Annotated in this window: 10 protein-coding genes; 2 read left to right on the top strand and 8 right to left on the bottom strand. The window is 57.0% G+C overall.

What is annotated here, in order from left to right; all coding sequences use genetic code 11:
* The first annotated feature begins 182 nt into the window (after positions 1-182).
* Positions 183-2,198 (top strand): hypothetical protein, encoded by a 2,016-nt coding sequence (locus HBA26_RS15255; protein WP_166720947.1) that lies wholly within the window; start codon positions 183-185, stop codon positions 2,196-2,198.
* A gap of 125 nt (positions 2,199-2,323) precedes the next feature.
* Here HBA26_RS15255 and baeR read toward each other — a convergent pair whose 3' ends face one another.
* The 7 genes from baeR to yegD form a co-directional block, all read right to left on the bottom strand.
* Positions 2,324-3,046, bottom strand: a complete 723-nt coding sequence (gene baeR / locus HBA26_RS15250; protein WP_047367938.1) for a two-component system response regulator BaeR — start codon at positions 3,044-3,046, stop codon at positions 2,324-2,326.
* A complete protein-coding gene (gene baeS, locus HBA26_RS15245) occupies positions 3,043-4,446 on the bottom strand; it encodes a two-component system sensor histidine kinase BaeS (protein WP_028013813.1) in 1,404 nt (467 codons plus the stop codon). The genes baeR and baeS overlap by 4 nt, the downstream gene beginning before the upstream one ends.
* Positions 4,443-5,858: an MFS transporter gene (locus HBA26_RS15240; protein WP_126345321.1), complete on the bottom strand. Its 1,416-nt coding sequence runs from the start codon at positions 5,856-5,858 to the stop codon at positions 4,443-4,445. Before HBA26_RS15240 ends, baeS begins: the two co-directional genes overlap by 4 nt.
* Positions 5,859-8,936, bottom strand: coding sequence for a multidrug efflux RND transporter permease subunit MdtC (gene mdtC, locus HBA26_RS15235; protein ID WP_166720946.1), 3,078 nt, complete (start codon positions 8,934-8,936; stop codon positions 5,859-5,861).
* Positions 8,937-12,059 carry an MdtB/MuxB family multidrug efflux RND transporter permease subunit gene (locus tag HBA26_RS15230; RefSeq protein ID WP_126345319.1) on the bottom strand — a complete coding sequence of 1,041 codons (3,123 nt, stop codon included), beginning with the start codon at positions 12,057-12,059 and terminating at the stop codon, positions 8,937-8,939.
* On the bottom strand, positions 12,059-13,261 hold the full coding sequence (locus tag HBA26_RS15225) for an MdtA/MuxA family multidrug efflux RND transporter periplasmic adaptor subunit (RefSeq protein WP_126345318.1): 1,203 nt from the start codon (positions 13,259-13,261) through the stop codon (positions 12,059-12,061). The genes HBA26_RS15230 and HBA26_RS15225 overlap by 1 nt, the downstream gene beginning before the upstream one ends.
* A 159-nt stretch (positions 13,262-13,420) precedes the next feature.
* Positions 13,421-14,773 carry a molecular chaperone gene (yegD, locus tag HBA26_RS15220; protein WP_041909098.1) on the bottom strand — a complete coding sequence of 451 codons (1,353 nt, stop codon included), beginning with the start codon at positions 14,771-14,773 and terminating at the stop codon, positions 13,421-13,423.
* Between the two features lie 130 nt (positions 14,774-14,903).
* Here yegD and alkA point away from each other — a divergent pair, with 130 nt between their 5' ends.
* On the top strand, positions 14,904-15,776 hold the full coding sequence (gene alkA / locus HBA26_RS15215; protein WP_049137362.1) for a DNA-3-methyladenine glycosylase 2: 873 nt from the start codon (positions 14,904-14,906) through the stop codon (positions 15,774-15,776).
* On the opposite strand, the gene HBA26_RS15210 is transcribed toward alkA, so the two are convergent.
* Positions 15,741-19,070: a diguanylate cyclase gene (locus HBA26_RS15210; RefSeq protein WP_126345316.1), complete on the bottom strand. Its 3,330-nt coding sequence runs from the start codon at positions 19,068-19,070 to the stop codon at positions 15,741-15,743. The two genes, alkA and HBA26_RS15210, sit on opposite strands and share 36 nt — an antisense overlap.
* Positions 19,071-19,270: the final 200 nt, after the last annotated feature.

Genomic DNA, 19,270 nt, shown 5'->3' with positions numbered 1-19,270 from the left:
TGTCTCGTGGGCTCGGAGATGTGTATAAGAGACAGGGTTTTATCTTTTATTGATTTTTTATGTTATTAATTTTAATATCGCATAAGCCGTTTCTTTTATGCGTGTTTTTTTACTTGCTGTCATTTTTTATGAAGTCTGACAGTTTTAAATATGGTGGATTCAATTTAAAAGGAACCTTTTCAATGTCAAATATAAATTTTAAAGAATTAGCTAAGGATTGCGTTAATTACAAAACCAAACGATTAGTCAATGCATTAAGCTCGACTGGAAATGAAGGAGGGTTACATAGCTTTCTTGAGTATCATGTTAAAAATTTTAAAAATTTCCAAATGCATGACTTTGATAAAAGAGAGAAAAGAAATGTTTTTTTAGAATCAATTATTAAAAATTGTAGTAGTCAGGAAATAATAGACTTGACGAAAAAAGTATTAACAACATGTCAAATTTCTGAAAATCTACTTGATGGCATCAAGGATGGATTACATAATTTAGAGATCATGAAAAAATCGGTACGGGAACAATGTTGGTCCGTAATTAGCCATGCTCTGGATGAGGGGTATTTTCTCCAGGATTTGATAGAGAAAAATATACAAAGCTTTGATTTCAAAGAATCAATGCTTACTACAAATGCTCGGAATATTAAAAATGATGAAGGAAAGTCGTTCTCTCCTGATTCAGCATTAGATAAAATAGTGAACTATTTGACTCTTACGTTAAAAATGTTTTCCTATGAGAATAAACTCTGCAAAGGGGACGTAATTGTCTTGCCGGAAAATATTGTAATGGTTGAAGAGGATATAAAAAAAGCAATCCCTGTTTTTTACTATGCTCTCATTTGGAATGAACTTCTCACATGTACAAAAAGCTGTATCTATTTTGATAATCAATTATTAACGATGGAGTCAAAGGATATTCCAGAAGATTACAAGAGAGAGGGGATTGAATCAGTTGTAGTTTTTGATAGAACAATTGATAGTCTTGAGAGGTATGATGTGATCTCCAATGAAAGACTTTCAAGAAAAATTAGCCAGAATTTTTGGGAAGGAGTCGCTAAGTATAATCTTGAGGAAAATTTACTTAAAGATATTACAGAGTGGCCTGGAAAAATTGACCATAGGATGGTAATCCTTGAAGAGTTACCTGCCTTGGTTTCTCTCTTTGATGTAATTTCGAGTAATGATGTTAATACTGTAGTTCTAGGGCTCACCATCCGTGAGTGGGTTAGGGGATATTCTGTTATTACTTATATTTCCAAAAATAAAAAGAAAAAAATACATTATAGTCACAGTGCTCTTGTAGGCATTCTGCGTCTTGGAGGTTTGTCAGAGAGTAGTGCGAAAACATTTATTGATAAGCTTACATTCAGTATGAAAAGTCGAGATATATATGACTCGCCATTAATTAAAGTTGAGGATAATACATATGTATTATTCACTCCTGCTTATACATCCCCTTTAATTAGTAACATCATACTATCAAAATTCGCCTCTGAAGAAGCAGATCTTACGGCAAAAGGATATGGATTTGAAAAGGATATAATAAGTACGCTTGAAGATCATGGCTTAAATGTTAAAAAATTTAAATTTACTCGAGATAAAGAAGAATATGAATATGACGCTGTATTTTTATTAGATGATAAGTTATTTGTTCTAGAATGCAAGAATACTAATTTATCTTCTGGATCCGTTACTAGAGCCTATCAGAGGAAAAAATTTCTTTTTGAAACCACCTATCAAGTCAAGAGGCTCGTTAAAGGTCTTGAGATATATCCGGAAATATTCGAAGAATACTTTGGTTTTGATCTGCATAATTATGAAATAATCCCTGTTATTATGAATAATCTCCCCCATTCAATTCCAGGGAAAATTAATGGTGTTTATGTGACCGATTCATCTTCATTTAGTCGATTAATAAAGTCAAAGTATATAAATGCAACAATGATTTCACATGAGGAAAGGTTTAAGATGTCGGAGTCGAGAGCAATAATAAATCAATGGGAAGGGGAGGTCTTATCTGCAATGGATATAATTAGATCTTTTGAAGAACCTATACAAGTAAATGATTTCAAAAAACACGAGAAAGTTAATGTATACCCGCTTCAAGTTGACAGGGAAAGAGTATTTATTAATAAAATAATTGAAACTGATTATGATAGTATGGTAACTGAACAAAACACAATTTTGAAGTCATTACGTTAAGTTCAATATGAAAATATTATTTTATTGAATATGTATACCCAAAAAATATTTAAGCAAATTATTGTATTAAGTCTCTAAGAAATGAGTATCGTGTGGATTGTTTTCCACCGATACTCATTGCAAAATCACGCAATCCTGCACGCATCCGCTTCCCAGCGATACCCCACGCCGTACACCGCGCGAATAAATGACTGCTCGGCGTCCAGCGCCTCCAGCTTGCGGCGCAGGTTTTTGATGTGGCTGTCGATGGTGCGATCGGTCACCACGCGGTAATCGTCGTACAGGTGGTTCAACAGCTGTTCGCGGGAGAAGACTTTTCCCGGCTCGTGGGAGAGGGTTTTCAGCAGGCGGAACTCCGCAGGGGTGAGGTCCAGCAGCTTGCTGCGCCAGCTCGCCTGGAAGCGGCTCTCATCCACAATCAGCGGGCTTTCGGCGTCCAGCATCTGAAGCTCGCGCTTCGGCCTGCAGCGGCGCAGAATGGTTTTCACGCGGGCCACCACCTCACGCGGGCTGTAGGGCTTGCAGATGTAGTCGTCCGCGCCGATTTCGAGTCCCAGCAGGCGGTCAATCTCTTCGATTTTAGCGGTGACCATGACAATAGGCACGTCGGAGAAGCGACGAATTTCCCGGCACAGGGTCAGGCCATCAACGCCAGGCAGCATTAAATCCAGCAGGATAAGATCCGGCGGAGTCTGGCGCACGTACGGCAGCACCTGGTCGCCGTGGCTGATCAGTGACGGGGCATAGCTGGCCGCGCGTAAATAGTCGATCAGCAGCTGTCCCAGCTTGGGTTCGTCTTCGACGATCAAAATGCGCGGCGTGTTTTCGTCAATCGGTAACTCGGTCATACTTCTCTCGATAAATCCCGTTCCAGAGGTAACTCTACTGTAATGCTAACCCCGCCAAAAGGCGAATGGGCGGCGCGAATGGTGCCATTATGCGCCTCGACGATGTTAACGCAAATCGCCAGCCCCAGGCCGGAACCGCCGCTGGCGCGGTTGCGGGAGCCTTCGGTGCGGTAAAAGCGCTCGAACAATTTTTCCAGCTGTGCGTCCTGCACGCCGGGGGCGGAATCCGCGAAGGTGAGGGCGAAGCGCCCGTTGTCCTGCCTGCCGGAGATATGCAGCCCGCCACCGCTGTCGGTGTAGCGCAGGCTGTTCTCCAGCAGGTTGTTGAACAGCTGCATCAGCCGGTCTTTGTCGCCAAATACCACCGCGCTGTCCGGCAGGGAGAGGTCGATTTTCAGGTTGCGGCTGGCAAACCGTTCCCGGAAGGCGCCGCTGGCAACTTCGAGCACGTTAATGACATCGACGGGCGCCTTCTGGTAGGCCAGTGCGCCTTCGTCGGACATGGAGAGCTGGTGGAGATCGTCCACCAGCTTGGTGAGCGTGCCCACCTCCGCCTGCAGGGAGGCCACCGATTCGGGCGTAAACTGGCGCACGCCGTCCTGAATGGCTTCCAGCTCGCCGCGCAGCACCGCCAGTGGGGTGCGTAGCTCGTGGGAAATATCGGCCATAAAGTCGCGGCGCATCTGCTGGTTTTTCTCCAGCGTGCTGGCGAGCTGGTTAAAGTCCTGCGCCAGCTTGCCTAGTTCGTCCTGGCTGCGGGTGTCGACGCGGGTGGTGAAATCCCCGGCGGCCAGCTTGTGCGTGCCTTCCACCAGCCGTTTCACCGGCGCGAGCAGACCGCGCGCCAGCGGGAAGGTGGCGAGCGCAGCGAGCAGGGTGGAGAGAGCGACGATCAGCCAGCTGGTCCGGCGCTGCTGGCGGTCAAAGTTGATATCGGTGTTGCGCGTCAGGCGCTCCACCGGTGAGGCGATAACCCAGCCGACGGTCGCGTTATTCACCTTAATCGCCCGGCGGGTGCCGTCCGGCGGTATCGGCGCGCGCGGGCCAACCAGCGTGCGCATATCCTGGTCAATCACCCAGAACTGGGTGCGCCAGCCGTGCGGCGGCATGCCCGGGCCAGGCCGATCGTCGCCGGCATCGTGCTCCAGCGAGCGCAGGATCTGGAAAATAAAGCGGTCGTTATTGCGCAGAAAACGCCAGTTGCCGTGCTGGGCGTACTGTTCACTCAGCGCATCGCTTAAGCCCTGTAAACGCTGTTCATTGCCATGCTTGATGTAATCAATAAAACCGCGCTCAAAGCTGATCCGCACCGCCCAGTGCATGGTGATCAGCAGGACGATACAGGTGGCAAAAATCGCCACAAAAAGCTTGCCGGTAATACCCGGACGCCAGAATTTCATGAGCCACTCCTTTTGCCGCGCCTAATCACGACGTTCTTGCTGGTATCATCCGGCACTCTGGCGAAGATGAAAGCGGGCAGGGCGATAATGACCGCCATGCTGAGATAGGTATATAAAAAGACCTGATGCGCCACCGGCGTGTCGACGCTGAGGTGATGCTGGCCGTACATGCCGAGCAGTAAACCCGCGATGGTCACGCCGACGCTCATGGAGAGCTGCATGATCATCGACAGCAGGCTGTTGCCGCTGCTCGCCAGATCGTCCGGCAGGTCTTTCAGCGTCAGGGTATTCATTGATGAGAAGCGCATGGAGTTGATCATCCCCTGGCAGAACAGCACCAGCGGCAGGACGTAGTACCAGCCCATCAGCGCCACGGTCATAAACAGCAGGCTGACCAGCGACAGCCCCAGTGTGGCGGCCACCAGCACGTGACGGTAGCCAAAGCGGTTCACCACCTGCACCACGATGCGCTTCATCCCCATGCTGCCGAGCACCATCGGGATCATCATCAGGCCCGCGTGAAACGGCGAAAACCCCATGCCAATTTGCAGAAACACGGGCGTCATAAACGGCAGCATGCCGCTGCCGATACGTCCGGCGAAGCTGCCGAACAGGCCAAGGCGGTAGGTGGGATTTTTAAATAAGTTCAGGCTGAACAGGGCCTGGTCATTCCCGCGAGCATGCCACAGATACCACAGAATGGCGGTGATGCCGATAACCACCAGCACCCCGAGCGTCAGGGCGGAGATCCCCAGTCCCTTTTGCCCGTCGAGCGCCAGGGTGAGCGTAGCCATGCCCGCCGCCAGCAGGATAAAGCCGAAGAAATCAAAGCGTCGGGTCTGCATTTTGTAGTTCGGCATCAGCGTCAGGGTGGCGATGGCGCCGATGATGCCCACCGGCAGATTGATCAAGAAGATCCAGTGCCAGGAGGCGTACTCCACCAGCATCCCGCCCAGCGCCGGGCCCAGCAGCGGCCCCACCTGGCCGGGCAGCGTGACGAAGGTCATCGCCGCCATGTACTGCTCGCGTGGCACAATCTTCATCACCGTTAACCGCCCGACGGGCACCATCATCGCCCCGCCGACGCCCTGCAGCACGCGCGCCGTCACCAACTGGTCGAGGGTGTTGGCCTGGGCGCAAAACAGCGAGCCAGCGGTAAACAGCACGATGGCGGTAAAGAAGATATTCCGCACGCCCACTTTGTCCGCCAGCCAGCCGCTGGCAGGCAGCATCACCGCAACCGTCAGCACGTAGGAGACAATCACCATGTGCATATGCAGCGGGCTCTCTCCCAGGCTTTTCGCCATCGAGGGGAGGGCGGTGTTGACGATGGTCGTATCCAGCGACTGCATAAAGAAGCCGAAGGCGACTATCCACAATTGCCAGCGAACGTTGCTGGGAAGCTCAGTCATTTACCCGTTTACCGTTTCTCTGTTTTTACGCGAAAAGCGCAGCCGCAGGCGGTCGAAGAACAGATAGACCACCGGCGTGGTGTACAGCGTCAGCAGTTGGCTCATCACCAGGCCGCCGACGATGGTGATCCCCAGCGGCTGGCGCAGCTCTGAGCCGTCGCCGCCCGAGATAACCAGCGGCAGCGCGCCAAACAGCGCCGCCAGGGTGGTCATCATAATCGGACGAAAACGCAGCAGGCAGGCCTGGAAGATCGCCTCTTCCGGCGAGAGGTTGCCGTTGCGCTGGGCGTCCAGCGCAAAGTCCACCATCATGATGGCGTTTTTTTTCACGATGCCTATTAACAGCATAATTCCGATAAGCGCGATCAGGCTGAACGGCGCGCCGAACAGCTCCAGCGCCAGCAACGCCCCCACGCCCGCCGACGGCAGCGTCGAGAGGATGGTCAGCGGGTGAACGTAGCTCTCATACAGGACGCCCAGCACAATATAGACCGTGGCGATGGTGGCCAGAATCAAAATCACCTGCGAGTTCATCGTCTCCTGGAACACCTGCGCGGTCCCGGCAAAGCTGCCGCGCACGGTGGACGGCACGCCGAGCTGCGTCATCGCGCGATTGATCGCGTCGCTGGCCTCGGAAAGCGATGAACCGGCGGGCAGGTTAAAGGAGATGGTCGACGCCGCCGACAGCCCCTGATGGTTCACCGACAGCGGCGCGTTGGCTGGTCGCCAGCTGGCAAAGTAGGAGAGCGGTATCGCCTTGCCGTCGCTGTTGATCACAAACATTTTATCCAGCGCGCTGATGTCCTGGGTGTAGCGAGGGTCGACCTCCATCACCACCTTATACTGGTTCATCGGCTGATAGATGGTGGAGATTTCCCGCTGGCCGAAGGCGTTATTTAGCAGGCTGTTGGCGGCTTCAACGTTGATGCCCAGCCGCGACATGGTTTCGCGGTCGTAGGTGAGCGCCATCTCCGCGCCGTTGTCCTGCTGATCGGAGTTCACGTCCGCCAGCTCCGGCAGGGCGGCCAGCGCCTTACGGATCTTCGGCTCCCACTCGCGCAGGGCGGCTAAATCATCCGAGAGCAACGTGTACTGGTAGCTGGCGTTCGCCTGCCGCCCGCCGACGCGGATATCCTGAACGGCCATCAAAAACAGGTTTGCGCCCGGCTCTTTGGCGAGCTTCACACGCAGGCGGTCAATCACCTGCTGCGCCGTTTCGTTGCGCTCGCCGCGCGGCTTAAGGGTAATGAACATCATCCCGCTGTTAACGCGCGAGCCGCCGGTAAAGCCAGTGACGTTGTCTACAGCCGGATCCTCACGAATGATCTTCATAAAGTCCTGCAGCTTGCCGCGCATCGCCTGGAATGAAATGCTCTGGTCCGCCTGAATGCCGCCCATCAGCACGCCGGTGTCCTGCTCCGGGAAGAAGGTTTTCGGGATGGTGATGTACATCCAGACGTTGAGCCCAATGGTGGCGATCAGCACCAGGCCGACCAGCCGCGTATGGTTCAGCACCCACTTCAGCGATTTGCCGTAGCCTTCCTGCATCGCCATCAGAAAACGACCAAAGCCTTTGCGGCGCGGCTGCGAGTGAGGCTTGCTGCGCTTGAGCATCCAGCCGCACATCATCGGCGTCAGCGTCAGGGAAATCACCAGCGAAATCCCGATGGCGACCGAGAGCGTGACGGCAAACTCCCGCAGCAGCCTGCCCGGCAGCCCGCCCATCAGCAGCAGTGGCAGGAATACCGCCACCAGCGACAGGCTCATGGAAAGTACCGTAAAGCCCACCTCGCGCGTGCCCTGCAGCGCGGCCTGCAGCGGTTTCACGCCCGCTTCAAGGTGGCGGGAAATGTTCTCCAGCACCACGATGGCGTCATCCACTACGAAGCCCGTCGCAATCGTCAGGGCCATCAGCGACAGGTTGTTAAGGCTAAAGCCACACAGGTACATTGCGGCAAAGGTCCCAATCAGCGACACCGGCACGGCCACCGCCGGGATCAGCGTCGCGCGGCCGGAGCGCAGGAACAGGAACACCACCAGGATCACCAGCGCGACGGAGATAATCAACGTTTGCTCCACCTCTTCAAGCGAAGCGCGGATGGTCGGGGAGCGATCCTGGGCAATCTGCAGATCGATTGCTGCCGGGATGGTCTCCTGCAGCTCCGGGAGGCGGGCGCGAATGCTGTTCACCGTCTCAATAATGTTCGCCTCCGGCAGCTTGCGGATCATCAGCAGGATGGCCGGTTTAGCGTTGGTCATCCCGGCGTTGCGCACGTCCTGCACCGAGTCGGTGACGCTGGCGACGTCGCTCAGGCGTACCGCCGCGCCGTTGTTGTAGTGAATAATCAGCGGCTGGTATTCCGCGGCGGTTTTTAGCTCGTCGTTGGTCTGTATCTGCCAGCGGTGGCTGCCGTCCTCAATCGCCCCCTGCGGTTTACGCACGTTGGCGCTGCTGATGGCGGAGCGAACGTCGTCCAGCGACACGCCCTGGTTGAACAGCGCCTGCGGGTTCAGGCCCACGCGCACGGCGGGCAGAGAACTGCCGCCAACGCTCACGTCACCCACGCCGTTGATTTGTGAGATCGTCTGCGCCAGCTGGGTCGACGCAAAGTCGTAGAGCTGCCCCTGTGAATAGGTGTCCGAGATCAGCGTCAGGATCATGATTGGCGCGTCGGACGGATTGGCCTTGCGGTAGGTCGGACGGCTCGGCATCCCGCTCGGCAGAAGGCTTTGCGCGGCGTTGATGGCCGCCTGCACGTCACGGGCGGCACCGTTAATATCCCGGTCGAAGCTGAATTCCAGAATGATGCGCGTGCTGCCCAGCGAGCTGCTGGAGGTCATCTCGTTGACCCCCGCAATCCGCCCAAGAGAACGCTCCAGCGGCGTGGCAACGGACGAGGCCATGGTCTCCGGTGACGCACCCGGCAGCGAGGCGCTGACCATGATCACCGGGAAATCCACCTGCGGCAGGGGGGCTACTGGCAGCAGCCGGAAGCCCAGTACGCCGCACAGGGTAATGGCGACGGAGAGTAAAATCGTCGCCACCGGACGGTAAATGAAGAGGGCGAAAAACTTCACTTACGCCTCCTCTTCACGTTTCGGGAAACGGCTTTTGGTCCACATCGCCAGGCGGTCAAACAGCAGATAGATCACCGGCGTGGTGAAGAGCGTCAGCACCTGACTCACCAGCAGGCCACCGACCATACCGATACCCAGCGGGCGGCGCAGCTCCGCGCCGACGCCGGTGCTGAGCATCAGCGGCAGCGCCCCCAACAGGGCGGCCAGCGTGGTCATCAGGATCGGGCGGAAACGCAGCAGGCAGGCCTGGAAGATGGCATCGCGCGGCGACATGCCCTGCTCGCGCTCGGCGGCCAGCGCAAAGTCGATCATCATAATGGCGTTTTTCTTCACGATCCCGATAAGCAGGATGATGCCGATGATGGCAATAACGTCCAGCTCGCTGCCCGCCAGCATCAATGCCAGCAGCGCCCCCACGCCCGCCGTTGGCAGGGTAGAGAGGATGGTGATCGGGTGGATAAAGCTTTCGTACAGCACGCCAAGCACGATGTACATCGCCACGACCGCCGCGACGATCAGCCAGACGGTGTTGCCCAGCGCGGCCTGGAACGCCAGCGTGCTGCCCTGGAACTGGGTCTGAATGTCGGACGGGAAGCTGAGCGCTTTTTCAGCAGCCTGGATGGCTTCCACCGCCTCGCCCAGCGAGTAACCGTCCGGCACGTTGAAGGAAATGGTGGTGGACGGGAACTGATCCAGGTGGTTAATCGACAGCGGGGTATAGCGCTCCTCCACCGTGGCGATGGCGCTCAGCGGCACAATGCCGCCGTCTTTGCTGGTCAGGCGCACCGAGTCCAGCGCGGCCAGGCCGGGGGTGTGCTCGGTGTTGTGCTCCAGCACCACGCGGTACTGGTTCGCCTGGGTGTAGATGGTGGAGATCAGGCGCTGACCGAAGGCGTTATACAGGGCGTTGTCTACGTCCGACATGGTGATGCCCAGACGGCTGGCGGTGTCGCGGTTAACGTTGACGTAGGCCGCCAGCCCCTTGTCCTGCCAGTCGCTGCTGACGTCGGCGAGCTGCGGCAGGGTGTTAAGTTTTTCAACCAGCTGCGGCACCCAGGTGCTGAGGGCGTCAAGCGACGTAGCCTGGAGCGTGAACTGATACTGCGTGCGGCTGACCTGGGTATCAATGGTCAGATCCTGAATCGGCTGCAGGTAAAGCTCAACGCCCGGCACGCGGGCCACGGCGCTTTGCAGGCGCTCGATGACGGCGTTCACGCGGTCGTCGCGCTCATCCAGCGGCTTGAGGTTGATCTGCAGACGCGCGCTGTTGAGCGACGGATTGGTGCCATCCACCCCCACGTAGGACGTCAGGCTCTCAACCGCCGGGTCTTTCATGATGATTTCAGACACCTGCTGCTGGCGCTGCGCCATGTTCGCGAAGGAGACCGACTGCGGAGCCTGAAGCGTGCCCTGAATAATGCCGTTATCCTGGATGGGGAAGAAACCTTTCGGAATAAAAATCCACAGCATTACGCTGAGCGCCAGCGTGCCCAGCGCCACGCCAAGCGTTGCCCACGGATGGTTCAGCACTTTCGCCAGCACGCGACCGTAGGCGGCAATAATTTGCTCGAACATCCGCTCGGAGGCGCGGGAGAAGCGGTTTTGCTTGCGCAGAGACTCGTGGCTCAGCATGCGGGCGCACATCATCGGCGTCAGGGTCAGCGACACCACGGCAGAGATCAGAATGGCGACCGCCAGCGTCACGGCAAACTCGCGGAACAGCCGCCCGACGATGTCGCCCATAAACAGTAGCGGGATCAGCACCGCAATCAGGGAGAAGGTCAACGAGATAATGGTAAAGCCGATTTCCCCTGCGCCCTTCAGCGCGGCGGCCAGCGGCTTTTCACCTTTCTCGATATAGCGCGAGATGTTCTCGATAACGACGATGGCGTCATCCACCACGAACCCGGTGGCGATGGTGAGCGCCATCAGCGTCAGGTTGTTAATCGAAAAGTCGAGGAACACCATCACCGCAAAGGTCCCGACCAGCGAGAGCGGCACGGCGACGGCGGGGATAATGGTTGCCGGAACGTTGCGCAGGAACAGGTAAATGATCATTACCACCAGCGCAATCGCCAGCATCAGCTCGAACTGGGTATCGGTGACCGACGCACGAATGTTGGTGGTGCGGTCGGAAAGGACTTTTACGCTGACCGATTTCGGCAGGCTTTCAATCAGCTGCGGCAGCATGGTGCGGATGCTGTCGGCGGTTTCGATGATGTTGGCGCCCGGCTGGCGCTGCACGTTCATCACGATCGCCTGCTGCTTGTTCGCCCACGCGCCGAGCCAGCTGTTTTCCGCGCCTTGTTCCACGGTGGCGACGTCGCCCAGGCGGATCGGCGCGCCGTTCTGGTAGGCCACAATCAGCTGACGGTATTCGTCGGCGGACTGCATCTGGTCGTTTGCCGAGAGGGTGACCGCACGGGTCGGGCCGTCAAGCGAGCCTTTTGCCGAGTTGACGTTGGCACTGCTGATGGCGGTGCGGATGGTTTCGCTGGTCAGCCCCAGCGCGGCAATCGCCTGTGCGTTAAGCTTCACGCGCACGGCCGGGCGCTGGCCGCCCGCCAGCGTGACGAGGCCGACGCCGGAGACCTGAGAAATCTTCTGCGCCACGCGGGTTTCGACCATGTCTTCGACCTGGGTCATCGGCATGGCGGAGGAGGTGACGGCAAGCGTCATGATCGGCGGATCCGCCGGGTTCACCTTGCTGTAGACCGGCGGGTTAGGCAGGTCCGACGGCAGCAGGTTGGTGGCGGCGTTGATGGCGGCCTGCACTTCCTGCTCGGCGACGTCCAATGACAGCGTTAGCTGGAACTGCAGCGTCACGACGGATGCCCCGCCGGAACTCTGGGAGGACATCTGTTTTAACCCGGACATCTGGCCAAACTGGCGCTCCAGCGGGGCGGTAATGGCGGACGTCACCACGTCCGGGCTGGCGCCAGGATAGAGAGTGACAACCTGAATCGTTGGATAATCCACCTCCGGCAGCGCCGACACGGGCAGGAAGCGGTAGCCAATGATCCCGGCCAGCAGGATCGCCACCATCAACAGCGTGGTGGCGACAGGGCGGAGGATAAACAGGCGTGACGGCCCACCTGTAGAGCTCGGGGGCATAACCTGCATCAGGAGGTCGCTCCCTGTTTCGCAGGTTCAACCACCTCAACTTTCGCGCCTTCGGTGAGGCGGTCGATGCCGTCGGTGACCACGCGGTCGCCGGCGGAGAGTCCGGCGCTGATGACCACCGTCTGGCTGTCCTGAATCCCGGTTTTCACCAGATGCTTGCTCACTTTATTGTCGCTGTTCAGCACCCAGACAAAGCTTCCTTCGTTACCCATCTGCAGCGCTGCGGTGGGGATCACTACCGCGTTCTCTTCGGTAGCGACCAGCATTCGCGCGTTGACGAACTGGTTCGGGAAGAGAGCATCGTCCTGGTTGTTAAAGCGCGCCTTCAGCTTGATGGTGCCGGTGGTGGTATCGATCTGGTTGTCCAGACTAAGCAGGGAACCCTCGCTCAGCTTCTGCTTGTTGGTGCGGTCCCAGGCTTCCACCACCAGGCCTTTACCGGCTTTTTGCGCCTGCATGACGGTTGCGATATCGCTTTCCGGCAGGGTAAAGACTAAATCAATCGGGTGGGTCTGGGTGATCACCACGATGCCCGTGGTGTCGCCGCTCGAGATCTGGTTACCGATATCGACCTGCTTCAGGCCCACGCGTCCGTCAATCGGCGCGGTGATGCGGCTCCAGTCGAGTTGCAGCTGCGCGCTGGCGACGGCGGCCTCGTCGGCTTTGATGGTGCCCTGCGTTTCGCTGACCAGCGACTGCTGGGTGTCCAGCTCCTGACGAGAAACGAGGTTGGTTTTCACCAGCTGCTGGTAGCGCGCCAGATCGCGACGGGCGTTGGCGAGGGTGGCTTTGTCTTTCGCGAGCTGCCCCTGCGCCTGAGCGAGGGCGACTTTAAACTGGCTCGGGTCGATTTCCGCCAGCAGATCGCCCGCTTTGACCTGCTGACCTTCCTGGAAGTGGATCGCGATGAGCTGACCGTCAACGCGGCTGCGCACCGTGGCGGTGTTGGCGGCGGTGATGGTTCCGAGCCCCGTCAGATAACGCGGAACGGCTTTGCTCACCGCCGTTGCCGCCTGAACCGGTGCCAGCGCGCCGCCGCGCATGCCGTGACGGCCGCCGCCAGTCGGGCGCTGGGCCTGGCTGCTGGCGCCAGCGGGAGCGGCGGAGTTCGCAGACTGACTGTGCCAGTACCAGGCGGCGGCAAGGACCACCACAATGATGCCAGCGGCGATTGCCCAGCGGGATTTGTTACTGCCTTTCATCGTTATACGTTCTCATCCTGAATACTTCGGGGAATGATACTAGTTTAGTCAGCTAACACAGCGGAAAAATGGAGGAAATATGGAAGACTGTCAGGAATGGTCTGAGTGTGGCGATCGTTTTAGCCGGGTAAGGCGAAGCCGCCACCCGGCACAACCGCATTAGCTAAACATCACCTGCGCCCAGCGTGCCAGCCCTGCGGTAACGGAGCCAAAGTCATCCCCACCGGCAATCGGAATGCCCGGCAGTTGTTCCGCCAGCGCTTTCTTGATCAGCGGCGAACGGGCGCTTCCGCCGGTCAGGTAGATCACATCCGGCTTCTCTTTGCCGTTCTCCAGCGCCAGCTGGACCTGCTCCAGAATGCGCTGCAGCGGCTGAGCAAGCGCCGTCTCCAGCCCCTCCTGTGAAATCGCCGTGGCCAGATCCTCGCTGATAAACGGCAAGGAGACCGCATGTTCAGGACGGTCGGAAAGGGCGATTTTGCACTCCTCCGCAGTTCGCACCACGCGGTAGCTCAGGCGCTGACGCCACACTTTATAGAGCAGGGCGACCTTCTCGGCATCCTGCGCGTCGCGCACCAGATCGTTGAGGAAGCGCCCGTTCGCGGTGCTGTAAAAATCACTCTGCGCCGGAACGTCGTTGATGGCAATCGCGTTCCACCACGGCAGGATCGGGAGGGCGATGCCTTTTTCCGTTTGCCCGCCCATGCCCAGCAGCGGCATCAGGCTCTTAAAGGCCAGGGCGATATCCAGATCGTTACCGCCTACGCGGCAGCCGCTGTGCCCGAGCAGGCTGTTTTCGCGGTCACGACGGTGATGCCACTGCGGTCCCATCAGCAGCAGCGAGCAGTCCGTTGTACCGCCCCCGATGTCGACGACCAGCACGCGCTTCTCTTCCGTCAGCGTGGCTTCAAAATCCAGCCCCGCCGCAACCGGCTCGTACTGAAACACCACGTCGCGGAATCCCGCCCGGTGCGCCGCACGCTCAAGTATCCCCTGCGCCTGCTGGTTGGCTTCGTCACCGCCCAGCCCCTGGAAGTTGATCGGGCGGCCAATCACCGCCTGGGTGATAGTATCCGGCACCTGCGACTGCGCCTGATTGCGGATATGCAGCATCATGGCGCACACCAGATCTTCAAACATCGCCACCTGCTGCGGCTTCAGGCCGCTCGCGCCGAGGAAGGATTTTGGCGATTTAACGAAGTAGACCTCTTCCGGGTCTTCAATGTAATGCCCGAGCGAGGAGAGGCCAAACTGCACGCTTGAAGGGGTAACGTCGATGTCTTCCTCGCGGTTAAAACTGACCGCCCGACGCAGCAGCGCCTGGGTCTCCGCCGCGGTAGCCGGAACCTGATGGTGGCGGAACAGCCACTCGCTCACCGCTTCGCGCGTCGGCGCGCAGAGCATTGATGGCAGCAGCGTGCTCTCTTTTTCCATTTTCAGAAGCTGCGGTTGGCCGTTTTGCATGATCGCAACCGAGCAGTTTGCCGTACCGTAGTCAAATCCAATAAACACGATTAATCCCCATGCCGGTGAGAAGGGGCGAGACTTTAACGAAATGTCTGCATCGCGACAACAGGAATATGAAAGCAAGGCAAAACAAGGTCTTTCCGTTTATGCTGATAAAAATAAAAAAGGAGCAGCGATGTATACCCTGACGTGGCAACCCCCTTACGACTGGCAGTGGATGTTTGGCTTTCTCGGCGCGCGTGCGGTGACGGGCATTGAAACCGTCACTAGCGACTACTACGAGCGCAGCTTTGCCTGCGACGGCCATCAGGGGATATTTCGCGTGACGCCGGATATCGCTACCCATACGCTGATTGTGACGCTCAGCCCGGGGTTGGTTCCGGTTGCGCAGACGTGTCTTGAACGCATCGCACGCCTGTTCGATCTCGCCTGTAACCCGCAGCACATCGCGGATACGCTGGGGGATCTAGGCGCTGCCCGCCCCGGCTTGCGTCTGCCGGGGGCGATGGATGCGTACGAGCAGGGCGTACGGGCCATTCTCGGGCAGTTGGTCAGCGTGGCGATGGCGGCGAAACTGGCTTTCCGCGTTGTCGCCCTGTGCGGTGAGCCGGTGAAGGATGCACCGGGTTATGTCTGCTTTCCCTCCCCGCAAGCGCTGGCCGCTGCCGATCCGCTGGCGCTCAAGGCGCTCGGGATGCCGGTAAAACGCGCGGAGGCGCTGATTCATCTGGCGCAGTCGGTTGTTGACGGGACGTTTCCGTTGACGCCGCCTGAGGACATTGAGGCGGGCATGAAGGCGCTACAGCAGCGGCCGGGCATCGGGCGCTGGACGGCAAATTACCTGGCCCTGAGAGGCTGGCAGGCGAAAGATGTGTTCCTGCCGGATGATTATCTGATTAAGCAACGCTTCGCCGGGATGACTCCCGCGCAGATCCGTCGTTACGCCGAGCGCTGGCAGCCGTGGCGCTCCTACGCGCTGCTGCACATCTGGTATACCGACGGCTGGACGCCGTCAGTTGATGGCGAAATAACTGGTGTTGAGCAGTAGATCCAGCGGCTGCGGCTCGGCGATGGTGTCGCCATAGATAAAATCAATGCCGATGCCGGAAAGCGTATCCATCATGATGGGCTGGTTGCAGGGGCCCGCGATGGTTTTCATCCCCAGACGCTGGGCGTGGCCCTGAACGATGGTCACCATCATCTCATCCATCAGATTACCATACACGTTGCTCACCACCTCGGCGTCGAGCATCAGATAATCGGCCATGTTCGGGCTCAGGTGGCTGAAGACGTTCATGTCGCGCCCTATCTGGCTGAAGATCACCCGGCAGCCCGCCTGGCGAAGCTTTTGCAGCCCTCGCTGCAGATTCTCATCCGGGTTACACACCACGTCGCCCGCGATAACCAGATGCAGCAGACGGCCCGGCATGGGGCTGTTATCGAGCAGGTCGAGGAGTTCATCGACCAGCGTTACGCTGGCTAAACCGGCGGCAGAAAGCGGCAGTGCTACCCCCATCCCTTTACGGGCGACCTGTGCGGCAGAGGTGCGGAAAAACTCACCAAAGATACGTCTGTCGAGGGCGTGCAGCAGTTCGGGCTCCGCCAGACCAGAACGGAAGGCGTGCTCCTCCTGGACTTCACCCTGGCTGGTCCACAGGCGTAGCGAAATCAGCCAGAAGTTACAGCTTTCCGGTATGCGCGGGGAGGCGACGCTGCGGGCTATCATCATCAGATGATTGTCTTTGATCATATGCCACTGTTCGTCCAGCGACATCATGCTGCGCGCGCTCCGATCCCGCTCCTGCTGCGGTTCGTACACCGTCACGATGCCGCGGCCGCTGTTTTTCGAGGCATAACAGGCAATATCCGCCTGCGACATCACTTCTGACGCCTGGTTATTATGCTCATCAATCAGCGTGATCCCTGCGCTGGCGCCAATCCGGTGCAGGCGACCTTCCCACATAAAGTGATAGTCATTGATGGTATGGATCAAACGACCGGTGATATAGCGCGCGCTCTCAATATTGCAGTCCGGCAGCAGCAGCCCAAACTCGTCGCCGCCCAGGCGCGCCAGCACGTCGCTGGAGCGAAGCATGGTTAACATCATGGAAGAGAGTTCCCGCAGCAGGGCATCTCCCGCCGCATGGCCTGCGGTATCATTGACGGCTTTGAAGCGGTCCAGATCGATAAAGACCAGCGCATGACGCTGACGCGTCTCGCGAACGGTTTGCAGAAGCCGTTTGAGATGGTTTTCGAAGCTGACCCGATTTGCCAGGTGGGTGAGGGCATCGTGCGACGCGCTGTAGCTTAGCTGACGCAGCATTTTGCGCGACTCGGTGACGTCCTGAATAACGATCACCGAGCCAATACTGTGCCCATCAAGGGTACTGAGTGGCGTAATGCTGTAGTGGATATCAAACGATCCGCCGGTGCGGCAGTTCAGCACTACATCCTGGTCGATATCGGAGCGTGACATATCGCCGCTGTGAATATTCTCCATCAGCTGGCCCCGTTCCCCAAAGGTGATGTGTAACACCTTCAGGATCGGCTGGCCGATGGCCTCGGTCTGCAGCCAGCCGCTCATCTTCTCGGCGACCGGGTTCATAAAGGTGACGTTCATGTCGATATCGGTACAGAGCACCGCTTCGCCGATGGAGTCGAGCGTGATGTGCAGACGCTCTTTTTCCTGGAACAGCGCTTCGTTAAGCTCCTTCACCTCGGTCATGTCCATATTGATGCCGAGCAAACGTTCGACTTCACCCTCTTTATTCAGCACCCGGTTTGCCAGGGAGCGTATATGGCGCACGCCTTCCTTCACGCGGATACGGAATTCAAGCTTAAACGGCAGACGAGAAACCAGTGAATCCCGCAGCACCTGCTCCGCATGGGCGCGATCCTCCGGCAATATTCTTTCGTGCCAGAGCTGCCAGGTGGGCTTGATGTGCGGCGGAATTTCATACAGCTCAAACATCCGCTTATCCCAGCTGATGATGTCTGGCTCCAGATCCCACTCCCAGATGCCGATGCCGCCCGCTTCGTTGGCCAGCGTAATGCGCTCCATCAGCCGTTTATTGACCCACTCGGTCTGCTTCAGATCGTTAATGTCTTCAATCTGGGCGATGAAATAGAGCGGCGAGCCATCGGCATGGCGCACGACGGAGACGGCCAAAAGCGCCCATACGACCTCTCCGTTGCGCGTGTAATAGCGCTTTTCAAGGGTGTAGGTGTTGATCTCGCCGTTGACCAGCTGTTCCAGCTGTTCCAGGTCGGTATGCAAATCTTCCGGCCAGGTGAGCTGCTGGAAGGTGAGCGACTGTAGCTCGGTCTGGCTGTAACCGAGGAAATTGCACAGCGCCTTGTTGGCCTGAAGCCACTGGCCCTCCATGCTGACTAACGCCATACCGATGGCGGAATACTCCATTGCATTACGAAAGCGCTCTTCGCTCTCGGTGATGTGTTTGCGTTCGGCACGGAAGGCATACATCACCATGGTCATCACGTTAGCGGGGAGGAGGAGCATCAGGAACGGCAGCCACGGCGCGTTCATCATCGGCCCGGCATGTTGGGTGGTCAGCGCCGAAGGGTTATGGGCAATCATCAGTGAAACGACCATCACGGTAACCAGAAACACCATGAACGCTTCCATCCGCGGCAAGCGCACGGCGCTCCACATCAGCAGGACAATCACGCAGGTAAAGGGCCACGGCAGCCAGGTGATGGATGCCCAGCTGAGGGCCAGCGTTACGGCCATGGTAACCAGGGTTTCCAGCAGCAATCTCGGATCACGGTGGCGGAGCAGGTAATGGGATTTAAACAGCAGCCCCAGCGGCACCAGCGCCAGCGCGCCAATGGATTCAGATAGCACCCAGACGATGAAATTACGCAGCGGCTCAGGGCCGGGGATCAGAAGCGTCATCAGAATACCGCCCACCAGCGGCGGCACCAGCGCGCTGCCTATTGCCAGGCGGATCCAGTCGTTTAAATTTTGCAGCGGGTTGTACCACGGAAGCAGCTTGCGCAGTAACACGGCACCGATGATGGCCTCAATAACGTTTATTGCGGTGTAGGTGGGGTTTATCGACGCCCAGGAGAACAGCATCCACGAGGCCAGAATATTGCCAAATGAACAGGCCAGGGCTATCCCGGGCCACATTTTTCCTGCATGGCGGTAAAACGCCACCATCATAATGGCGGTAGGAAACCAGAGTGGCGCCAGCAGGGTACCGAAGCGGGTAAGCTCCAGCGAAAATAAGGTAAAGATAAAGGTGACCAGGCCCAGACAGACAAGTCGTAATAAAGGATGTGGGGTGGTAACCAAAACCCGCTGGTATTGTTTATTCATTACCGCTTTATCCAGAGACGCCATGCCGTCAGGAGAGAAGTGCGCACGAGTGAATTTGATAATTTGGTTTATGCTAGTACAAACAATTTACAATTCATATGGCGACTGCTCATAATTTGACATCATAGACTTATTAAATAGTTACTCGCTAAAAAATTCCTGTTAAACGCTGAAAAAACGGTCATTAAAATTTCTCTCAG

Source organism: Enterobacter sp. 725m/11, assembly GCF_011683705.1.
In the GTDB taxonomy this organism is placed as follows: domain Bacteria; phylum Pseudomonadota; class Gammaproteobacteria; order Enterobacterales; family Enterobacteriaceae; genus Enterobacter; species Enterobacter bugandensis.
This window is presented reverse-complemented; position numbering and strand designations above follow the sequence as displayed.